This window comes from Salinisphaera sp. RV14 (assembly GCF_052044135.1).
Classification (GTDB): domain Bacteria; phylum Pseudomonadota; class Gammaproteobacteria; order Nevskiales; family Salinisphaeraceae; genus Salinisphaera.
In genome coordinates, this window is record NZ_JBQDYF010000006.1 from 25,246 (window position 1) to 41,512 (window position 16,267).

The 16,267-nt window shown below is 65.7% G+C and carries 16 protein-coding genes; 8 read left to right on the top strand and 8 right to left on the bottom strand.

The annotated features are described in order from the left end of the window. Window positions 1-1,133: 1,133 nt before the first annotated feature. From ACS8Y6_RS07975 to ACS8Y6_RS07985, 3 genes are all read right to left on the bottom strand, one after another. On the bottom strand, window positions 1,134-2,240 hold the full coding sequence (locus ACS8Y6_RS07975; RefSeq protein ID WP_440850113.1) for an AMP-binding enzyme: 1,107 nt from the start codon (window positions 2,238-2,240) through the stop codon (window positions 1,134-1,136). A 136-nt stretch (window positions 2,241-2,376) separates the two neighbouring features. Then, entirely contained in the window at window positions 2,377-2,754 is a 378-nt protein-coding gene (gene pyp / locus ACS8Y6_RS07980) for a photoactive yellow protein (RefSeq protein ID WP_109993106.1), read from the bottom strand. Window positions 2,755-2,860: 106 nt separating this feature from the next. Next, entirely contained in the window at window positions 2,861-3,067 is a 207-nt protein-coding gene (locus ACS8Y6_RS07985; RefSeq protein ID WP_440850112.1) for a putative motility protein, read from the bottom strand. 200 nt (window positions 3,068-3,267) lie between these two features. Between ACS8Y6_RS07985 and ACS8Y6_RS07990 the strand changes: the two genes are divergently transcribed. Next, on the top strand, window positions 3,268-5,292 hold the full coding sequence (locus tag ACS8Y6_RS07990; RefSeq protein ID WP_440855347.1) for a S9 family peptidase: 2,025 nt from the start codon (window positions 3,268-3,270) through the stop codon (window positions 5,290-5,292). Between the two features lie 71 nt (window positions 5,293-5,363). Next, complete coding sequence (locus tag ACS8Y6_RS07995) at window positions 5,364-5,642, top strand: peptidylprolyl isomerase (RefSeq protein ID WP_440850110.1); 279 nt, start codon at window positions 5,364-5,366, stop codon at window positions 5,640-5,642. A 35-nt stretch (window positions 5,643-5,677) separates the two neighbouring features. On the opposite strand, the gene ACS8Y6_RS08000 is transcribed toward ACS8Y6_RS07995, so the two are convergent. Further along, complete coding sequence (locus ACS8Y6_RS08000) at window positions 5,678-6,310, bottom strand: IMPACT family protein (RefSeq protein ID WP_440850109.1); 633 nt, start codon at window positions 6,308-6,310, stop codon at window positions 5,678-5,680. A gap of 266 nt (window positions 6,311-6,576) precedes the next feature. Here ACS8Y6_RS08000 and ACS8Y6_RS08005 point away from each other — a divergent pair, with 266 nt between their 5' ends. Next, window positions 6,577-7,218 (top strand): YoaK family protein, encoded by a 642-nt coding sequence (locus ACS8Y6_RS08005; RefSeq protein WP_440850108.1) that lies wholly within the window; start codon window positions 6,577-6,579, stop codon window positions 7,216-7,218. A gap of 87 nt (window positions 7,219-7,305) precedes the next feature. Here ACS8Y6_RS08005 and ACS8Y6_RS08010 read toward each other — a convergent pair whose 3' ends face one another. Together ACS8Y6_RS08010 and ACS8Y6_RS08015 are read right to left on the bottom strand one after the other, a co-directional pair. Then, entirely contained in the window at window positions 7,306-7,728 is a 423-nt protein-coding gene (locus ACS8Y6_RS08010) for an RbsD/FucU family protein (RefSeq protein WP_440850107.1), read from the bottom strand. Between the two features lie 548 nt (window positions 7,729-8,276). After that, complete coding sequence (locus tag ACS8Y6_RS08015; RefSeq protein WP_440850106.1) at window positions 8,277-8,498, bottom strand: hypothetical protein; 222 nt, start codon at window positions 8,496-8,498, stop codon at window positions 8,277-8,279. Window positions 8,499-8,823: 325 nt separating this feature from the next. Here ACS8Y6_RS08015 and ACS8Y6_RS08020 point away from each other — a divergent pair, with 325 nt between their 5' ends. From ACS8Y6_RS08020 to ACS8Y6_RS08040, 5 genes are read left to right on the top strand one after another with little or no spacing between them, the layout of a single operon-like run. After that, window positions 8,824-9,501: a CerR family C-terminal domain-containing protein gene (locus ACS8Y6_RS08020; RefSeq protein ID WP_440850105.1), complete on the top strand. Its 678-nt coding sequence runs from the start codon at window positions 8,824-8,826 to the stop codon at window positions 9,499-9,501. Then, a complete protein-coding gene (gene hlyD, locus ACS8Y6_RS08025) occupies window positions 9,498-10,493 on the top strand; it encodes a secretion protein HlyD (protein ID WP_440855348.1) in 996 nt (331 codons plus the stop codon). Before ACS8Y6_RS08020 ends, hlyD begins: the two co-directional genes overlap by 4 nt. A 1-nt stretch (window position 10,494) precedes the next feature. After that, on the top strand, window positions 10,495-12,252 hold the full coding sequence (locus ACS8Y6_RS08030; RefSeq protein WP_440855349.1) for an ATP-binding cassette domain-containing protein: 1,758 nt from the start codon (window positions 10,495-10,497) through the stop codon (window positions 12,250-12,252). Then, a complete protein-coding gene (locus ACS8Y6_RS08035; RefSeq protein WP_440855350.1) occupies window positions 12,249-13,418 on the top strand; it encodes an ABC transporter permease in 1,170 nt (389 codons plus the stop codon). The genes ACS8Y6_RS08030 and ACS8Y6_RS08035 overlap by 4 nt, the downstream gene beginning before the upstream one ends. Continuing rightward, window positions 13,418-14,533: an ABC transporter permease gene (locus ACS8Y6_RS08040; RefSeq protein WP_440855419.1), complete on the top strand. Its 1,116-nt coding sequence runs from the start codon at window positions 13,418-13,420 to the stop codon at window positions 14,531-14,533. Before ACS8Y6_RS08035 ends, ACS8Y6_RS08040 begins: the two co-directional genes overlap by 1 nt. 53 nt (window positions 14,534-14,586) lie before the next feature. Here the strand turns inward: ACS8Y6_RS08040 and ACS8Y6_RS08045 are convergent, their stop codons facing one another. Beyond that, a complete protein-coding gene (locus ACS8Y6_RS08045) occupies window positions 14,587-15,201 on the bottom strand; it encodes an alpha/beta hydrolase (RefSeq protein WP_440855351.1) in 615 nt (204 codons plus the stop codon). A 48-nt stretch (window positions 15,202-15,249) separates the two neighbouring features. Further along, entirely contained in the window at window positions 15,250-16,182 is a 933-nt protein-coding gene (locus tag ACS8Y6_RS08050) for a VOC family protein (RefSeq protein WP_440855352.1), read from the bottom strand. Window positions 16,183-16,267: the final 85 nt, after the last annotated feature.

Consider the following 16,267-nt stretch of genomic DNA (forward strand, 5'->3'; position numbering starts at 1 on the left):
CACGCATGGTTGTGACTCGGCTGACGCGGCCCGATGGATGCTCCGCGTGGTGCCGAGCAGTTCCCGCCGTGGTTATGACCCTGCGGCTTCCGTCAGCGAATCTGGACCATGAGCTGCTGACGATCTGGCGGCGCGAAATGCTCACCAGAGTCTATGTCCCGCGGTTGGTCAATCTGTATGACCGCAATGGGCGGTCGCTGTCACCCCTTATCTCCGCGACCAACGAGCCGCCCCTTCCGCCATAGATCATCGTCGACGGCCTCGACCCAGTTGATTCGCGATGTCGACGACAAACAGTGCCACGTGGTTGTCGCCTGCATGTTCAGCGTAATCAAATGCGGTGTGTTGCGGTTGACGCCGGCCGCCGGCGAGTTGCCCTGTCGCTCATGGTTTTGCGCGTATTCGACGCGGCTGGCGCCGCTTTCGGCGTGGCCCGCGGCGGCGTTCTCGTATACCGGGGGCGTCGTACAGATTGGCAACCGATACCGGGGCAAGCCGTGACCACCTATCGGCATGACGGGCCAATCGTTATCGGTCTACCGCCCGTCGACGCTGATTGGCTGCCTGCGAGGGAGAGTCAATGAACAACGGGCTGGCGCGCCGCACGCATTGTCTCGCGGCTCTGGCTTTGACGGCTGCGCCCATGATGACCGTGTTCGGCTACGGTCACGACGGATGGCATTCGGCCGATAGCAGTCATTGCCAGCGGAGGCCCATGGGTGGGTGGCCCCGACCATCGCGACCGCGTCGGCCGCTACGGCGGTCCGTGCTTTACCTGCTCAGCGCCGGACTTCGGCGATCACCGTGGTTTGGCTGATCGCGGGCAGTGGTCGGGGCGGCATTTCCACGTCGACCATTGTGATCCACTGCCGGGCCCGTGGTTTGGATCCATTTACGTAGGTGGTTCATTGCCTTGGCCACGCCGGGAAGGGCTCGATCAGATTGTCGACTCCCCGGGCTGCGATCTCTATCCGTCGCCGCCCGGATGTGGCTCGGTGTGCTAGCGATGATGCCCGCGTTCTCGACCTCGGTAGGCGGCGGGTGAATGGCATTGTCTACGCCGTGTTTTCTAACCGTTGGCGGCCGACCATCGTCGAAACTGTGCTTATCCCTATACGCCCGCGTGTGACGGCCTACCAGTCAGCCGGTTTCCCGAGGGAATTCATGGGTAAGGCCGACCCCACTGTAATCACCGCCGGCATTTGTGCCGTTGTGAGGCTGGCACGACACCATTCCACGAGACGCTTTTTTACTTGGGCGGGTGGAAAATTTTCATCGGAGGGCACGACATAGGCCTTAAGACGGTCTCCCTCGCCGGGTCGCATGAGCCGCACGTACGCTTGATCGATATCCGGGTGCTGGGCAATCTGCATAGCGATCTGGTCGGGATAAACATTATGACCCGCGACCTGAATAGCCTGATCCAGTCGCCCGCGCAGCTGATAGCGACGCGGGTCAACCCAGTCAACACGATCAGGCAACAACACGGTTTCAGACAGATCACGATTTCTGGCCAAGCGCGCCTTATCCGGTCCGACATGCCAGCGATTCATCAGCGTATAGGGATCGCTGCCATGCGACCGATAACCTATACCGGCCGTTTCGCTGGATCCATGTATTTCGATCATCGCCTTCAGGCCCCTTGCTTTGAGACGCGGACTTATGTCAGCGTCCAAGGAACCGGTTGATGAGAGGCCGATACAGGACTCGGAAAACTGCGTTCCCGCTTGCGCCAGGGCGCGCCAAAACCAGGGAAAACCGACGATAAGATCACCGTCGCTGAAGCGCCCGGCGTGCGCTGTCAGCATTGCTTGCGGACGATCGAGTACCGGCAGATCCAAAACTGCGGGCAACACAATGCCGAATAGAAAGCCGTAAATGTGGTGCGTTGGGACACATACGACGACCCGCGTGATCGGCTGGCCAAGATGAGTGGCGAATTTCGGCGCCAGATCCCGTACTTCGTCAAGTAAATCGATCCATTCGTGACGATAGGTGGCGGGTTCTCCTGTGCTGCCTGAGCTCGTAAATGCCAGCGCCTGAGCGCCGCTGTTTCGCGACTCCATCACCACATCGACCCAATCGCCGATCGTTTGTCCGCGCAACAGATAATCTTCAAGCCCACTATCGGGTATTTGGAATAGTGTGCTGACGTCCATCGCCAGACTCATCAACTTGAGCGAGTCGATATTCAGTGCGGAGTTCGTATCGTGCGCGCGCAGCGGGGTATCAAGGCCCATGTTAGCAAGCGGGCCGAAATGACCCTGACCTCGGTACGACCCATCGAGCTTGGCCGCGATTAGCGAAAACAGACAACGGCTTATAAAAGTCCGCCCAAGCATGCTCACAGCCTTTGACCCGTTCCGCGCCAATGCATTAAAGACGTTTGACGAAGATCCAGTAGCTGTCACCCGAGATCGCTTTCTTCATCTGGACTCTTACCTTGGTGGGTGTCATCTCGTAATCGAATGTATATTCGAAAACGGCACTTAAATCACCGTTACGCACGCCGTCGTCGAAGCGGCCTTTGAACTCCGGACGATTGGTGCACGGTGCGACGTCCCGAAAAAAGTTTTTCCCTATGACTTGCGAAGGGTCGCGGCCCGTTATTGCACCTTCGGCTGAGTTGTACTGCAGAATTTTTCCGCTGCCATCCAGTTGAATTGCGCCAAAAGCCATCTGGTCTATCTGCTTTTCCGACATCTTGGACAATGTATTTTCGATGTCGTCGGCACCAAACTTTACGATTTCTATAGCTATAATCCTATTTTATATAAGGAATTTTATTATGGCGCGATCGAAAAGATGCGCCGGCCCTTATGTTGCCGCTGCTCAAGTCCTTTCGTTTTAAACGCGGCCGTCAGGCATAGGTATTGATCTGCGTTCCGACGGATCCGGTCGTTGCCAACGCCGGCTGTGTTTCCAGCGACGACATGAGCTGACTCATCTGCGAGGCCTGGCTGTCGAGCGACTTGCGCAGCAGGTTTGTCTGCACGCTCTGGTTTTGATTACTTTGCTGCAAAGCCATGGCGGTACTGACGGTCGAGTTCACGCTTCCTGCGTCCATGAGATGATCTCCAAGCTTTGGGAATGTCTGGCCGAAGTCGGTTTATCGGCGAGCGGTGGCTGAGCTTTAGCAATCATGGCGATGCGTCTGCCGGGGCCGTGTCGCGTGGCGATCACCCTGTGGGTGCGGCGCCCGCGTTATCCTGACCGCCCGACGCCTCACCCAGTGAGGCCTGATTCAATCCCGCAAAGGAGCGCCCCATGCGTTGGCATCATCCGGCTCACAACATTGCCATGGCGGCGAGCGACGCGGCCGGCGCCGGTGGCGTGGGCGATGTGCCGTTGATCGAACGCGAGCGGCTGTTCGGCAACCCCAGCCGTATACAAGGCCGGCTGAGCCCGGACGGCCGCTGGCTGTCGTGGATCGCCCCGTTCAACGACGTGCTCAATCTCTGGGTGGCGCCCGTCGATCGCCCGGATGAAGGCCGGGCGCTGACCGACGAGCGCAGCCGCCCGATCCGCAGCTATTTCTGGTCGCCGGACAGCCGGCAGCTGTTGTTCGTGAACGACCAGGGCGGCGACGAGAACTTCCGGCTGTTCGGTGTGGACGTGGAAAGCGCGGCCCAGCGCGCCCTGACACCGCAGGAAGGGGTACGGGTGCAGGTACTCGGCGTCAGCCGACACGTGCGCGACCATATCGTGGTGGGCATCAACGACCGCGATCCGCGCTGGCACGATGTCTATCGCCTGGATCTGGCCAGCGGCGAACTGGCGCTGGCAATGCGCAACGACGGTTATGGCGGCTTTCTGGTGGATGAAAGCCTCGATATCCGCCTGGCGCAAAAGCCCCGCGAGGACGGCGGCGAGGATTTCTTCCGCGTGCGGGACGGCGCGGTGGCGGCCGAGCCGTTGGTCAGCATCCGCTTCGAGGACAGCGCCAACACCGGCCCGGCGGGCTTCACTCGCGACGGCAACACGCTCTACTGGATCGACAGCCGCGGCCGCGATACCGCCGCGCTCGTCGCCCAGAATCTCGAAACCGGTGACATGCGCGAAATCGCCGCCTCGCCGAAGGCGGACGTGACCGGCGTGATGGCCGACCCCGAAACTCACGAAATCCAGGCCTGGGCAGTGGATTATCTGCGCACCCAGTGGCACGTGATCGACCCGGCCATCGGCGACGACCTGGCGTTTCTGGACGCGCGGCTCGAAGGCGACGTGCACGTCACCTCCCGCACCGACGACGATCGCCGCTGGGTGGTGGTCAACGACCCGGTTACCGCGCCACCGGCAACCCATCTCTATGATCGCGACGCCGGGACGCTCACCACGCTGTTCGTCAGCCGCCCGGAACTGGTGGGTGCGCCGCTGGCCGGTATGACGCCGCTGGAGATCACCGCCCGCGACGGGCTGACGCTGACCGCCTATCTCACCTTGCCGCGCGGCAGCGGCGCCGAAGGCTTCACCGCGCCGGGTGAGCCGCTGCCGATGGCGCTGCTGGTGCACGGCGGCCCCTGGGCGCGGGACGACTACGGCAGCAACGGCTACCACCAGTGGCTGGCCAATCGCGGCTATGCGGTGCTGTCGGTGAACTATCGCGGCTCGACCGGCTTCGGCAAATCCTTCACCGCCGCCGGTGACGGCGAGTGGGGCGCCGCCATGCACGACGACCTGATCGACGCCGTGAACTGGGCGGTCGACAAGCGTGTGGCCGACCCGAAGCGGGTGGCGATCATGGGCGGTTCCTACGGCGGCTATGCCGTGTTGGCCGGGCTCACGCTGACGCCGGAAACCTTCGCCTGCGGCGTGGATATCGTCGGCCCGTCGAACCTCACCACCCTGCTGGAGAGCATCCCGCCCTACTGGGAAGCGGGCCGCCGCCAGATGTATCGGCGCATGGCCGACCCCGGCACCGAGGCCGGTCGCGCCTGGCTGGCCGAGCGCTCGCCGCTGACCCATGCCGATCGCATCGTTCGCCCGCTGTTGATCGGCCAGGGCGCCAACGACCCGCGCGTCAAGCAGGCCGAGAGCGACCAGATCGTGAACGCAATGGCCGAGAAATCGATACCGGTCACCTACGTGCTGTTCCCCGACGAAGGCCACGGCTTTGCCCGCCCGGCCAACAACATCGCCTTCAACGCGATTATCGAGGCGTTTCTGGCCGAATACCTCGGCGGGCGTGCCGAGCCGATCGGCGACGCGCTGGCGCCGTCGACGGCGACCGTGCCCCACGGCGCCGATTACGCACCGGGGCTGGCGGTAGCGCTGGGCTCGGGCGCGGCCTGATTGGGTCCGCGGCGTCGCCATAATTGCCGTACCATGACGGCCCCGTCATTCAGTGAAGCAGGACTTTCATCATGGCCAAAGCCAGTGCCCGTCATATTCTGGTCGACAGCGAAGACAAGTGTGTCGAACTCAAGCAACAGATCGAAAACGGCGGCGATTTTGCCGAAGTCGCGCGTGAGCATTCGACGTGTCCGTCCGGCCGCAAGGGCGGCGAACTCGGTACATTCGGCCCCGGCCAGATGGTGCGCGAGTTCGACGACGTGGTGTTCAGCGCCCCGCTCAACGAAGTACAGGGGCCGGTGAAGACACAGTTCGGTTATCACCTGCTGGAAGTCACCGCGCGCGGTTGATGGGCCGGGGCCGGCCGCGCGCGTCGCGCGCCGGCTCATTGCCCGGCGGTGTCGTCGTCTACCAGTGCGAGGCGACCGCTCAGCCGGGCGTCGAGTTCGGCAAAATCGGTATCGGCGTCCCGGGGCCAATCCACCGCCAGCGTCACGCCCCCGCCATGGTAGCGGGCGTCGATGATCCGGCCCTCGTGTTCGCCCAGCCAGCGCCGCACGGGTTGCTCGTCGGCAAAGGCCAGGTCGAGCGCCAGCCGGCGTCTTGGCACGTGCTCCCGTGTCGGCAGGTCGGCGATGAGTGCGCTGACTGTCTGGCCATAGGCGCGCGCCAGGCCGCCCGTGCCGAGCTTGATACCGCCGAAATAGCGTGTCACGACACAGGCGATGCGACCGAGGCCGCTACCCTCGATCACTTGATACATCGGCCGGCCGGCCGTGCCGCCGGGTTCGCCATCGTCCGAGAACCCGATCACCCGATCGTCGCCCGGGGCGCCGGCGATCCAGGCTGAGCAATGATGCGAGGCGTCGGGATAGCGCTGACGTGCCAGCGCGATCAGCCGGTGCGCGTCGTCGACGCCGTCGATGCCGGCACACCAGCCGATGAAGCGGCTTTTCTGTATCTCGAGTGTTGCCGCATGGGGGGCATCGAGACTTGTCGCCGGCATGGGATAACGCATCGGAACTCCACAGCAATGGACCCGGCGGCGCGATGGCATGGCGCCGGGCGGTCGCTATCGATCGCTTCTGGCGAATGCTAGCGGTTTTCGCACGGGATGTGACGAGTGGGCTGCGGGTCCGGGAAGGCGGTCGCCCGGGCGGCGCGTCTGGCGGTGTGCGACCGGATGGCGACGGCGCGAGCGGTATTGGCTGTCCGCAACCGATTCGCCCGCCGGGCCCCGACTTTCGTATAGTCTGCGCACTCTGTCCGGATATCCTCGAAGCCTTGATCACTCATCGTCGACGCGAGCGCGCGATTGCCATAGCACTGACGGGCCTGGCCGGCTATGTCGACGCCCTGGGGTTCATGACGCTGGGTGGGTACTTCATTGCCTTCATGAGCGGCAATACCACGCGGCTCGGGGTCGGCGCCGTGCGCAGTCTGTCGACGGCGTTCGTGCCGGCCGTGGTGATCGCTTTGTTCGTGCTCGGCGTGATGATCGGGTCGCTGGTCAATCATCGGACCGGGGCCTGGCGCCGTGCCGCGGTGATGGCGCTGGTAACCGGCCTGTTGGCGCTGGCCGCCTGCTTTGCCGGTGCCGGCGTCACATGGGGCGCGGTCGTCTGCATGGCGCTGGCCATGGGGGCCGAAAACACCGTCTTCGAGCGCAATGGCGAGGTCAGCCTGGGTGTGACTTACATGACGGGCACGCTGGTCAAGCTCGGTCAGCGGCTGATGGGCGTCCTGTTGGGTGGTGACCGCTGGGCTTGGGTCTGGTACTTCCTGCTCTGGGCCGGTCTGCTGTCGGGTACCGTGCTCGGCAGTTTCGCGTATCTGCGCTTCGGTCTGCACAGTCTCTGGTTCGCGGTCGGGCTGGGCACGGCGTTGACCGGCCTGTTGCGCTGGTGGGCGCCAGCCGGCCATTGAACGCATGCGCCCGTCGCCACCCGCCCGGGCGAGGTCTGCGCCCGGGTTATCGGCCGGGCCGTGCCCGGTCGGCGCGGCGGACTTGCCTCAGATCCGCAACACGCCCTTCTTGAGGATAATGTTGCCGTACAGCCGCCGCTCACCGGTGGCGAGTACGGCGTAGGCTGCGCGGGTGCGGTTGTAGAAATCGAAGCGATCGATGCATTCGATCGGGATCTCCCGACCCTCCGCCGCGGCCAGCATGCGGTCGAATTCGGTGTAGAGCGCGGGTCGGCCATCGGGCGCGTCCATCGCCGCCGTGGGGGCAGCGACGAAGTCGTCCAGCGGGAGCAGGCTGAGCACGGCGGACAGCGTATCGGTGGCCGAGATACCCGGGAGTTGCACCAGACGTTTCGCCAGGGCGTCGGCCGGGAAATTGGCATCCACGATCGCCAGTTCGTCGCCATGGCCCATATCGGCGAGCAGGGCAAGCACGTCCCCCGTCAGCAGGGGATTGATGTGTTTGAGCATGGGCATTCCTTGCTGACCCGGCGGGATGTTGCGAACCGGGCATGAATGTCGGGTCGAAGGTATTGCAAGCCGTCGACCTGCCGCGGCAACAGAGTGGTTCCGCGGTGTCAGTCTATCCGGTCATGGCCCGATGGCAGGCGGCGCCCGGTGATCAGGGATAAATCGCCGCGCATCCTCGCTCAGCGGTAGCCCTTGAATTGGCGGTTAGCCCTGTTCGGCCCGGGTGTCTTGCCGCGCGCCGTGTCCTTGATGGACTTCAGGCTCTGCCGCGGCAGTTTCTGTTGTGATTTCTGCTTGGAGCCCATGCTGGTCTGGCCGGTATCGAAAGGGGGCGCTTTTCAGGTATATCCAGTGTAGCCCGTTTTGACGTCAACCGGCAGCGGCCGGCAGCCGTGGCTCATCGCCGTGGGGGGCGGTGCCGGTATCGCCGGAACACCAGCCAGGCGCGGCCATCGAAGGCTGTCATCCCAGCAGCGCATCATCGCGCTGTCATCGCGCCGGCACGACAGAACCGCCCGCCGCAGTGGCGGGCGGTCCCGAGCCGTTGGCTAGGCCGTCACATTGATGTGCTGGCCGATGCTCTGGCCCGACGCGTTCACGCGCGGGCCGGCCGTCGAAGCGGCCTGGGCCGGCTGGGCGCCCTGCTTGTCCGAATCGCCGTCGTGGTCCCGGGTGCCGGGCGCTTCCTGGGATTCGTTGGCCGAGTGCATTTGCATCTGCATCTGGGCCTGGGCAGCCAGCTGGCTGCTTCCGGTCGCGGTAATACTCATAAGGTACTCCTTTTCGAATGGTTCACGGCCACTTTGCCGCACTGTTGTATCGGCGGAAAACCTTTGAACCTGAATAGAAAATTAAATTTACGACGTAAAAACGAATGGGTAACGCCAAGCAAACGATAAACGAACGCTTTTAAAACACATCGATTGGCGTCGATGGCCTCGTCGAGCCCGTACGGCGGCTGTCACCCTCGGCCGTGGCGAACGGCGGGGCGACGCGCCCGTTTTGATCTGACTCAACAAGCGGGTGCGGGCGCGGGCGTAGGATTTCGGCTCATTGCTCGATTGATCGATTCACGGGGCCTTTCCATCACACGACATGAATAAGCTGGCCTCCCATTGTTTGACGCGTGGCGACCTGACCCGCGATGCGTTATTGCGGACCGCGATGACGGCGTTCGCCGAGGCGGGGTACGACCAGGTCAGCCTGCGCGCGCTGGCGATTCGGGCGGGTGTCAATCAATCCCTGATCGGTTATCACTTCGGCCACAAGCGGGGGCTGTATCAGGCCGTGTTCGTGGCGATTGCCGGGCGGGTACGGGCCCGGCTCGATCCCGAGATGACGCTCGTGGAAGCCGCGCTGCATGATTCCGCACCCGGCGTGCACGGGCGGGAGGACGATTTTCGTGCGCTGTTTCGCTTGACGGACGGCTTGCTCGATCTGATGACCGATCCGGGCACGGACGCCTGGGCTCAATTGATCATCCGCGAACAACAGCTGCCGACCGAGGCGTTCGACCTGCTCTACAGCGGGTTCATGGACCGTCTGCTCACCCTGATCGTGCGTCTGATCGGGCGGCTTCGCGGCTCCATGCCGGAACCGGAGGCTCGGCTTTTGGCGTTGACCGTGCTCGGCCAGATTCTGGTGTTCCGCGCGGCGCGGGCCGGGGTATTGCGGGCGCTGGCCTGGTCGGACATCGACGCGGGCGCGGTCGAGGCGATTCGTGCCCGTTTGCACGGCAACCTGCGGGCGCTGCTGGCGGCGTCCGGCTCATGACGCGCCGGCGTCTGGGCGCCGCGCTGGCGCTGATCGCCGTGTTGCTTGTCGGCGCGGGCGGCCTGCTCTGGTGGACCTGGCCCGGGCACGGCGATCATGGACTGCGTCTGTATGGCAATGTCGACATCCGCCAGGTCGAGCTGGCTTTTCGGCAACCCGGTCGCCTGGTATCGGTCGCGGTCGAGGAAGGCGATCGGGTCAAGGCCGGCCAGCGGGTCGCCGAACTCGACGCCACGCCCTACCGCCAGGCGCTGGCCAAGGCGAAGGCGGCGGTCCGGGCCGACGCGGCCGTACTGGCGAAACTGCAGGCCGGCAATCGCCCGCAGCGGATCGCCGAGGCCCGGGCCGAGGTTAAGCGGGCGCGGGCCGGCTATCGCAATGCCGGGCGCAACTACCACCGCGAGCGCTTGATGCGGGCATCGCACGCCGCGGCCCAGCGCGATCTGGACGCGGCGCGCGCCGCTCGCGATCAGGCCGCCGCCGAGCTGGCCGCGGCCACGCAGGCTCTGTCGTTGCAGCGGGCCGGCGCGCGCAGCGAGGACATTGCCGCGGCGCAGGCCACGCTCGCCGCTGCGCGGGCGGCCCGCGATCAGGCCCGGACCGCGCTCGGCGATACCCGGCTGCTGGCCCCGGCCGCAGCCACGGTACTGTCGCGGGTACGCGAGCCCGGGAGCATGGTCAGCGCCAGCACGCCGGTACTGACGCTCAACCTGCGCGATCCGGTCTACGTGCGCGCCTATGTCGACGAGCCGGATCTGGGCCGTATTGTGCCGGGGGCGGCGGTGACACTACGGACCGATTCTTCGAAACGGGTGTACCACGGGCGCATTGGCTTCATCGCGTCGCAGGCCGAATTCACGCCGAAGACCGTGGAGACGGCCCGGCTGCGGACCGATCTCGTCTACCGGCTGCGCATCGTGGTATCCGATGCCGACCAAGGCTTGCGCCAGGGCATGCCAGTCACCGTCGATGTCCTCGGCAAGGGGCCGTGACATGGCCGAATCACCACCCGAGTGCCCCGGTCCGCCGGCCGACGATGCCGGCATCGAGATCGTCGGCCTGAGCAAACGTTTCGGCGACACGGCGGCGCTGGCCGGTCTCGATACCTGCATCCGCCCCGGTCGGCTCACAGGCCTGGTCGGGCCCGACGGCGCCGGCAAGACCACGCTGATGCGCATCCTCGCCGGGCTGATGGCGCCCGACGCGGGCCGGGTGGTCGTGGCCGGCTGCGATGTCGTGGCCGATAACACGGCCGTGCATACGGTCACCGGCTACATGCCGCAGCGCTTCGGGCTGTACGAGGATCTGTCGGTGCGTGAAAACCTGCGCTTGTACGCCGAGCTGCACGGGCTGCCGACGATGCCACACGATGACACCTTCGAACGCCTGCTGGCGTTCACCCGGCTCGAACCCTTCACCACACGCCTGGCCGGCAACCTCTCGGGCGGCATGAAACAGAAGCTGGGCCTGGCCTGTGCGCTGATGGCCCGGCCGCGGGTGTTGCTGCTCGACGAGCCGGGCGTCGGCGTCGACCCGCTCAGCCGGCAGGATCTGTGGCGCATGGTCGACGCGCTGACCGGCGAAGGCATGACCGTGGTCTGGTCCACGGCCTATCTGGACGAGGCCGAGCGCTGTGGGCAGGTGCTGCTGCTCAACGGCGGCCAGCTGATCTACGATGGCCTGCCGCAGGCACTGACCGAACGCCTGACGGGCCGCAGTTTTCGGATCGATGGGGCCGCTGGCGAACGGCGGGCCGTGCTGGCCGAGGCCCTCGATCTGGCGTCGGTCTGCGACGGCGTGATCCAGGGCAGCGCGGTGCGCGTGGTGCTGCGCGACGGCGCGGCCCGCGACCCGATCGACACCCTCGCGCGCAAGGCGGGCGCCCGTATCGCCCGGGTCGCGCCCCGCTTCGAGGATGCCTTCGTCGATCTGCTCGGCGGCGGGCCGGGTGGCACGTCGGCGCTGGCCGCGCGCATGGCGCCGGTGACGCGGGCCGAGCCGCATCCGGTGACCTGCCGGGGGCTGACGAAATGTTTCGGCGAGTTCACTGCCACCGATGACGTCAGCTTCGCGGTGGCCCGCGGCGAGATCTTCGGTCTGCTCGGGCCCAATGGCGCCGGCAAGTCCACCACCTTCAAGATGCTCTGCGGTCTGCTCAAGCCGACCCGCGGCGAGGCGCGCGTGGCCGGTCTGGACCTGCGCCGGGCGGCCGGCGCGGCCAAGAGCCAGCTCGGCTACATGGCCCAGAAGTTCTCGCTCTACGGCCTGTTGTCGGTGCGCCAGAACCTGGATTTCTTTGCCGGGGTGTATGGCCTCGACGGCGCGCGCCGGCGCGAACGCACGGCCGAAATGATCGAGATCTTCCAGCTCGCGCCGTATCTGGACGCGGCGCCGGAGTCGCTGCCGCTCGGCTACAAGCAGCGCCTGGCGATGGCCTGCGCCCTGATGCACAACCCGCCGGTACTGTTTCTCGACGAGCCCACCTCGGGGGTGGACCCGATCACCCGGCGCGAATTCTGGACCCATATCAACGGCCTCGTGCGCCGCGGCGTGACCGTGATGGTGACCACCCATTTCATGGACGAGGCGGAATACTGCGACCGCGTCGCCCTGATGTATCAGGCCCGCTTGATCGCGCTCGACACCCCGGATGCGCTCAAGCGCGCCGCGGCGACGTCCGCCTGCCCCGATCCGAGCATGGAGGCGGCGTTCATCCATCTCGTGCAGGCGGCGCGGGCTGCGAGGTCATGAGTGCCCGGCGCGTCGGGCCCGGCGGCCGGTCGATCGCCGGGCCGCGCCGCTTCAACCGGCGCCGGCTGACGGCCCTGGTGCGCAAGGAAAGCCTGCAGCTGGTGCGCGACCCTTCGACCATTCTGATCGCCTTCGTCTTGCCCGTGGTTCTGCTGTTCCTGTTCGCCTACGCCGTATCGCTGGATGTGCGCGGCGTACGACTGGGTGTCGTACTGCAATCCGACGCCGCGCCGGCCCAGTCGCTGGCCGCGGCCTTCGCCGGCACGCGTTATTTTCGCGTCCGCATGTTTCAAGACCGGCGCGAGGCGAACGCGCAACTGGTTTCGGGCGCGTTGCGGGGCTATGTCGTGATCCCGCAGGATTTCGCGCAACGCCTGGCGGCGCAGGGGCGCCGGCCATGGGTTCAGATCGTTACCGACGGCTCGCACCCCAATACCGCGAACTTCGTGGCCAACTATGGCCGCGGCGTGGTGAGCGACTGGCAGGCGCGGCAACCCGGGGCCGCTGCAACGCCGCCGCCGATCGCGCTGGTGCCGCGGTTCTGGTTCAACCCCGGGATCGACAGCCGACGCGCCCTGATTCCCGGAGCGATCGCCATTGTGATGACAATCATCGGCACCCTGCTGACGGCGCTGGTGGTCGCCCGTGAGTGGGAGCGCGGCACCATGGAGGCGATCATGTCCACGCCGGCCTCGGTGGCCGAGATCCTGCTCGGCAAGCTGCTGCCGTATTTCGCTCTCGGTCTGGCCGCCACGCTCGTCGCCACGCTGCTCGCCGTATTCGTGTTCGACGTGCCGCTGCGCGGTTCGCCGTTGGCATTGCTGCTGTTGTCGATGGTGTTTCTGGTGCCCGCCCTCGGTCAGGGCTTGTTGATCTCGGCGCTGGCACGCAACCAGTTCGTGGCCGCACAGGTGGCATTGCTCACCGGTTTCCTGCCGGCCTTTCTGCTGTCGGGCTTCATTTACCCAATCGACTCCATGCCATGGCCGATCCGGCTGCTGACCTGCATCGTGCCGGCGCGCTATTTCGTGACTGCGCTGCAGACCGTATTCCTGGCCGGCGACGTCTGGCCCCTGCTGCTGCGCGATCTCGCCGCCATGCTGGCGATCGGCGCGGTGTTCTTCGTTCTCGCTCTGCGCCGTACGCACAAGAGTCTGGACCGGTGATGCGGCGCCTGTGCCATGCCCGGCTTCGGGCCCAGATCATCAAGGAATTGCTCAGCCTCCTGCGCGATCCGCGCAGTCGTATCGTGCTGATCGTGCCGCCATTGATGCAGCTGCTGATCTTTTCCTTCGCCGCGACACTGGAGTTGAACCACGTCGATCTGGCGGTCTACAACCGCGACACCGGGCGCGCCTCCCACGAGTTGCTGGCAGAGCTCGGTGCGGCCGGCTTTGTCGATCATCTGTTCATGGTGCACAGCCCGGCCGAGCGCCGCGCGTTGATCGACCAGGAGCGGGTGATTGCGGCCATCGAGATCCCGCCGGATTTCTCGCGTCGTGTTGACGCCGGGCGAACCGCCACCGCGCAGGTCATTCTCGATGGCCGGCAGGCGAATGCCGCCCGGATCACGCTCGGTTATCTCGACGAGATCGCCGCACGGACGGGGGCCATGCTCGTTGCCGGTGGTGCGCACATGCGCGACCCGACGGTCGTGCGTCATGGATTCAACCCGAATCTCATCTACCGCTGGTATGTCGTGCCCAGCCTGTCCGGCATCCTCGCCACGATCATCGCGCTGATCGTGACCGCGCTGTCGATCGCCCGCGAGCGCGAGCTGGGCACCTTCGACCAGCTGATGGTCTCGCCGACCCCGACGTCCGAAATCATCATCGCCAAGACCGTCCCGGCGCTGCTGATCGGTACGTTGCTCGGCCTGGTCATGATCGGCGCCGATGTGTTTTTGTTCGGCGTGCCGTTCCGGGGCTCATTCGTGCTGCTGCTGATGAGCCTGGGGCTGCTGATCCTGTCGGTGGTCGGGATCGGGCTGATGATCTCGGCGATCGCCCGGACCCAGCAGCAGGCGATCCTCGGCGCCTTTGCGGTGGCCGTACCGATGGTGGTGTTGTCGGGATTTGCCACGCCGGTCGAGAACATGCCGCGGGTGCTGCAGTGGGTGGCCGAGGCCTTGCCGCTGACCCATTTCCTCGTGATCGTTCAGGGCTGTTTCGTCAAGGCGTTGCCGCCCGCGGTGGTATTCGCCGAGGCCTGGCCCATGGCGGTGATCGCACTGGTGACGCTGGTATTTGCCCAGGCGTTCGTACGCCGCCGGCTCGGCTGATCCGCGTGGCCGCGGGCTTGCGGCTCGGCGCCGGATGAAAACGGCCGCCCGAGCTAAGCCGCGCCCGCCTGCATGAAGTGTTGCAGCGCCGTCAGTTCGGGTTGCGAGATCTCGTGCCCGCCGGGCGTGATCACCGGCTCGACAGCCGCGCCCTGGCCTTGCAACCAGTCGATCAGGGCGTGAGTCAGCGCCGGCGGGCAGATCGGGTCGTGGGCGCCGGCGCTGATGAACACGGGCAGGTCCGCCAGCTCGGGCTGCGGGTCCGGCGTCCAGGGAATCAACGGATGCAGCAGCGCCACGCGCTCGAACAGACCCGGCTGGTTGAACAGTACCGCCGCCAGGATATTGGCCCCGTTGGAATAGCCGAGCGCATAAATGGGTCGCCCCGGGTGCGCGCTGCGCGTGGCGGCGATGAAGCGGGTCATGCGCTCGGTACGCATCGCCAGATCAGCCATATCGTAGACGCCTTCGCCGGTACGCCGGAAGAAGCGGTTGGCGCCGCCTTCGCAGACATCGCCGCGCGGCGCGACGATGCCGGCTCGGGGCAGCATCTCGCGGATCAGGCCGACGAACTGGTTCTCGTCGCCGCCGGTGCCGTGAAAAGCCATGACGAGTGGCGCGCCGGGATCGCCGGCGAAGCGATACGTTACATAGGACGATGCCGTCATGACACGCTCCGTAAAAGCCGCCGGGCACGCCGGCCCGGCCGCGGGTGGTCAATCGGTGATCGGCTCGAGACGAGAGGCGATCCGCTCGCGCTGGGCTTCGTAGCGATCCGGCAGCTTGAGCGCTTCGCCGAGATGCGCTCGGTCTTCGTCGCGGTCGAAGCCCGGTTCGTTGGTGGCGATCTCGAACAGCACGCCGCCCGGGGTCCGGAAATAGATCGCCCAGAAGTAATCGCGATCGATCACCGGCGTGACCTGGTAGCCGGTATCCAGCAAGGCCTGGCGCACCTCGGCCTGGGTCGCGCGGTCGGGCACGGCAAAGGCGATGTGATGGACCGAACCGGCGCCCTGGCGCGAGGCCGCGGTGTCCGGCAGCACTTCGATGTCGATCGTATCCGCGCCGTTGCCGTTCGGCATCACGAATCGGGTGACGTTGTCCTCCTGCTCGGCGCGTTCATAGCCCATGAATTCGAGCAGTTCGCTGGTGGCGCCGCCGTCCTGCAGACGCAGCCGAGCGCCCGCAAAACCGTGGATCGCCGATTCGGCCGACACGCCGCCTTCCGGCCATGCGCGGCGCGCATCCTCCGGGCGCTCTACCAACGCGAGCTCGTCGCCGTCCGGCCCGGCAAAGCGCAACCGGCGCTGGCCGAAAGTGGCATCCGTGGCCAGATCGGTGGCGCCGAGTTCGGCCAGGCGGTCGGTCCAGAACGCCAGGGCGCCGGGAGCGACGGCGAACTGGGTCTCGCCGACTTCGCCGGTGCCGGGCGTGCCGCGGGCAGCTTGCGGGAATGGGAAATAGGTCATCACCGTGCCGGGCGTGCCGACCTCGTCGCCGTAGTAGAGGTGGTAGACGCTGGGCTCGTCGAAATTCACGGTCTTCTTGACCCGGCGCAGGCCGAGCGCATCGGTGAAAAAACGATTGTTCCGGTTGGCATCGGCCGCCAGCACGGTGATGTGATGCAGGCCCTGGATCTGCGTGATCATGCGTGTGTCCCGCCGGTGTGATGCCGACTTCTGGAAGTATGGGGATAATCTAGCAACGTGGGGCGCTACAGAGAATTGGCATAAT

Bases quoted from the DNA above. Each gene is read 5' to 3' on its own strand.
- ACS8Y6_RS07975 (WP_440850113.1), bottom strand. From the start codon at position 2,240: ATGGGCCTTGATACCCCGCTGCGCGCGCACGATACGAACTCCGCACTG.
- ACS8Y6_RS07985 (WP_440850112.1), bottom strand. From the start codon at position 3,067: ATGGACGCAGGAAGCGTGAACTCGACCGTCAGTACCGCCATGGCTTTG.
- ACS8Y6_RS07990 (WP_440855347.1), top strand. From the start codon at position 3,268: ATGCGTTGGCATCATCCGGCTCACAACATTGCCATGGCGGCGAGCGAC.
- ACS8Y6_RS07995 (WP_440850110.1), top strand. From the start codon at position 5,364: ATGGCCAAAGCCAGTGCCCGTCATATTCTGGTCGACAGCGAAGACAAG.
- ACS8Y6_RS08000 (WP_440850109.1), bottom strand. From the start codon at position 6,310: ATGCGTTATCCCATGCCGGCGACAAGTCTCGATGCCCCCCATGCGGCA.
- ACS8Y6_RS08010 (WP_440850107.1), bottom strand. From the start codon at position 7,728: ATGCTCAAACACATCAATCCCCTGCTGACGGGGGACGTGCTTGCCCTG.
- ACS8Y6_RS08015 (WP_440850106.1), bottom strand. From the start codon at position 8,498: ATGAGTATTACCGCGACCGGAAGCAGCCAGCTGGCTGCCCAGGCCCAG.
- ACS8Y6_RS08020 (WP_440850105.1), top strand. From the start codon at position 8,824: ATGAATAAGCTGGCCTCCCATTGTTTGACGCGTGGCGACCTGACCCGC.
- hlyD (WP_440855348.1), top strand. From the start codon at position 9,498: ATGACGCGCCGGCGTCTGGGCGCCGCGCTGGCGCTGATCGCCGTGTTG.
- ACS8Y6_RS08030 (WP_440855349.1), top strand. From the start codon at position 10,495: ATGGCCGAATCACCACCCGAGTGCCCCGGTCCGCCGGCCGACGATGCC.
- ACS8Y6_RS08035 (WP_440855350.1), top strand. From the start codon at position 12,249: ATGAGTGCCCGGCGCGTCGGGCCCGGCGGCCGGTCGATCGCCGGGCCG.
- ACS8Y6_RS08040 (WP_440855419.1), top strand. From the start codon at position 13,418: ATGCGGCGCCTGTGCCATGCCCGGCTTCGGGCCCAGATCATCAAGGAA.
- ACS8Y6_RS08045 (WP_440855351.1), bottom strand. From the start codon at position 15,201: ATGACGGCATCGTCCTATGTAACGTATCGCTTCGCCGGCGATCCCGGC.
- ACS8Y6_RS08050 (WP_440855352.1), bottom strand. From the start codon at position 16,182: ATGATCACGCAGATCCAGGGCCTGCATCACATCACCGTGCTGGCGGCC.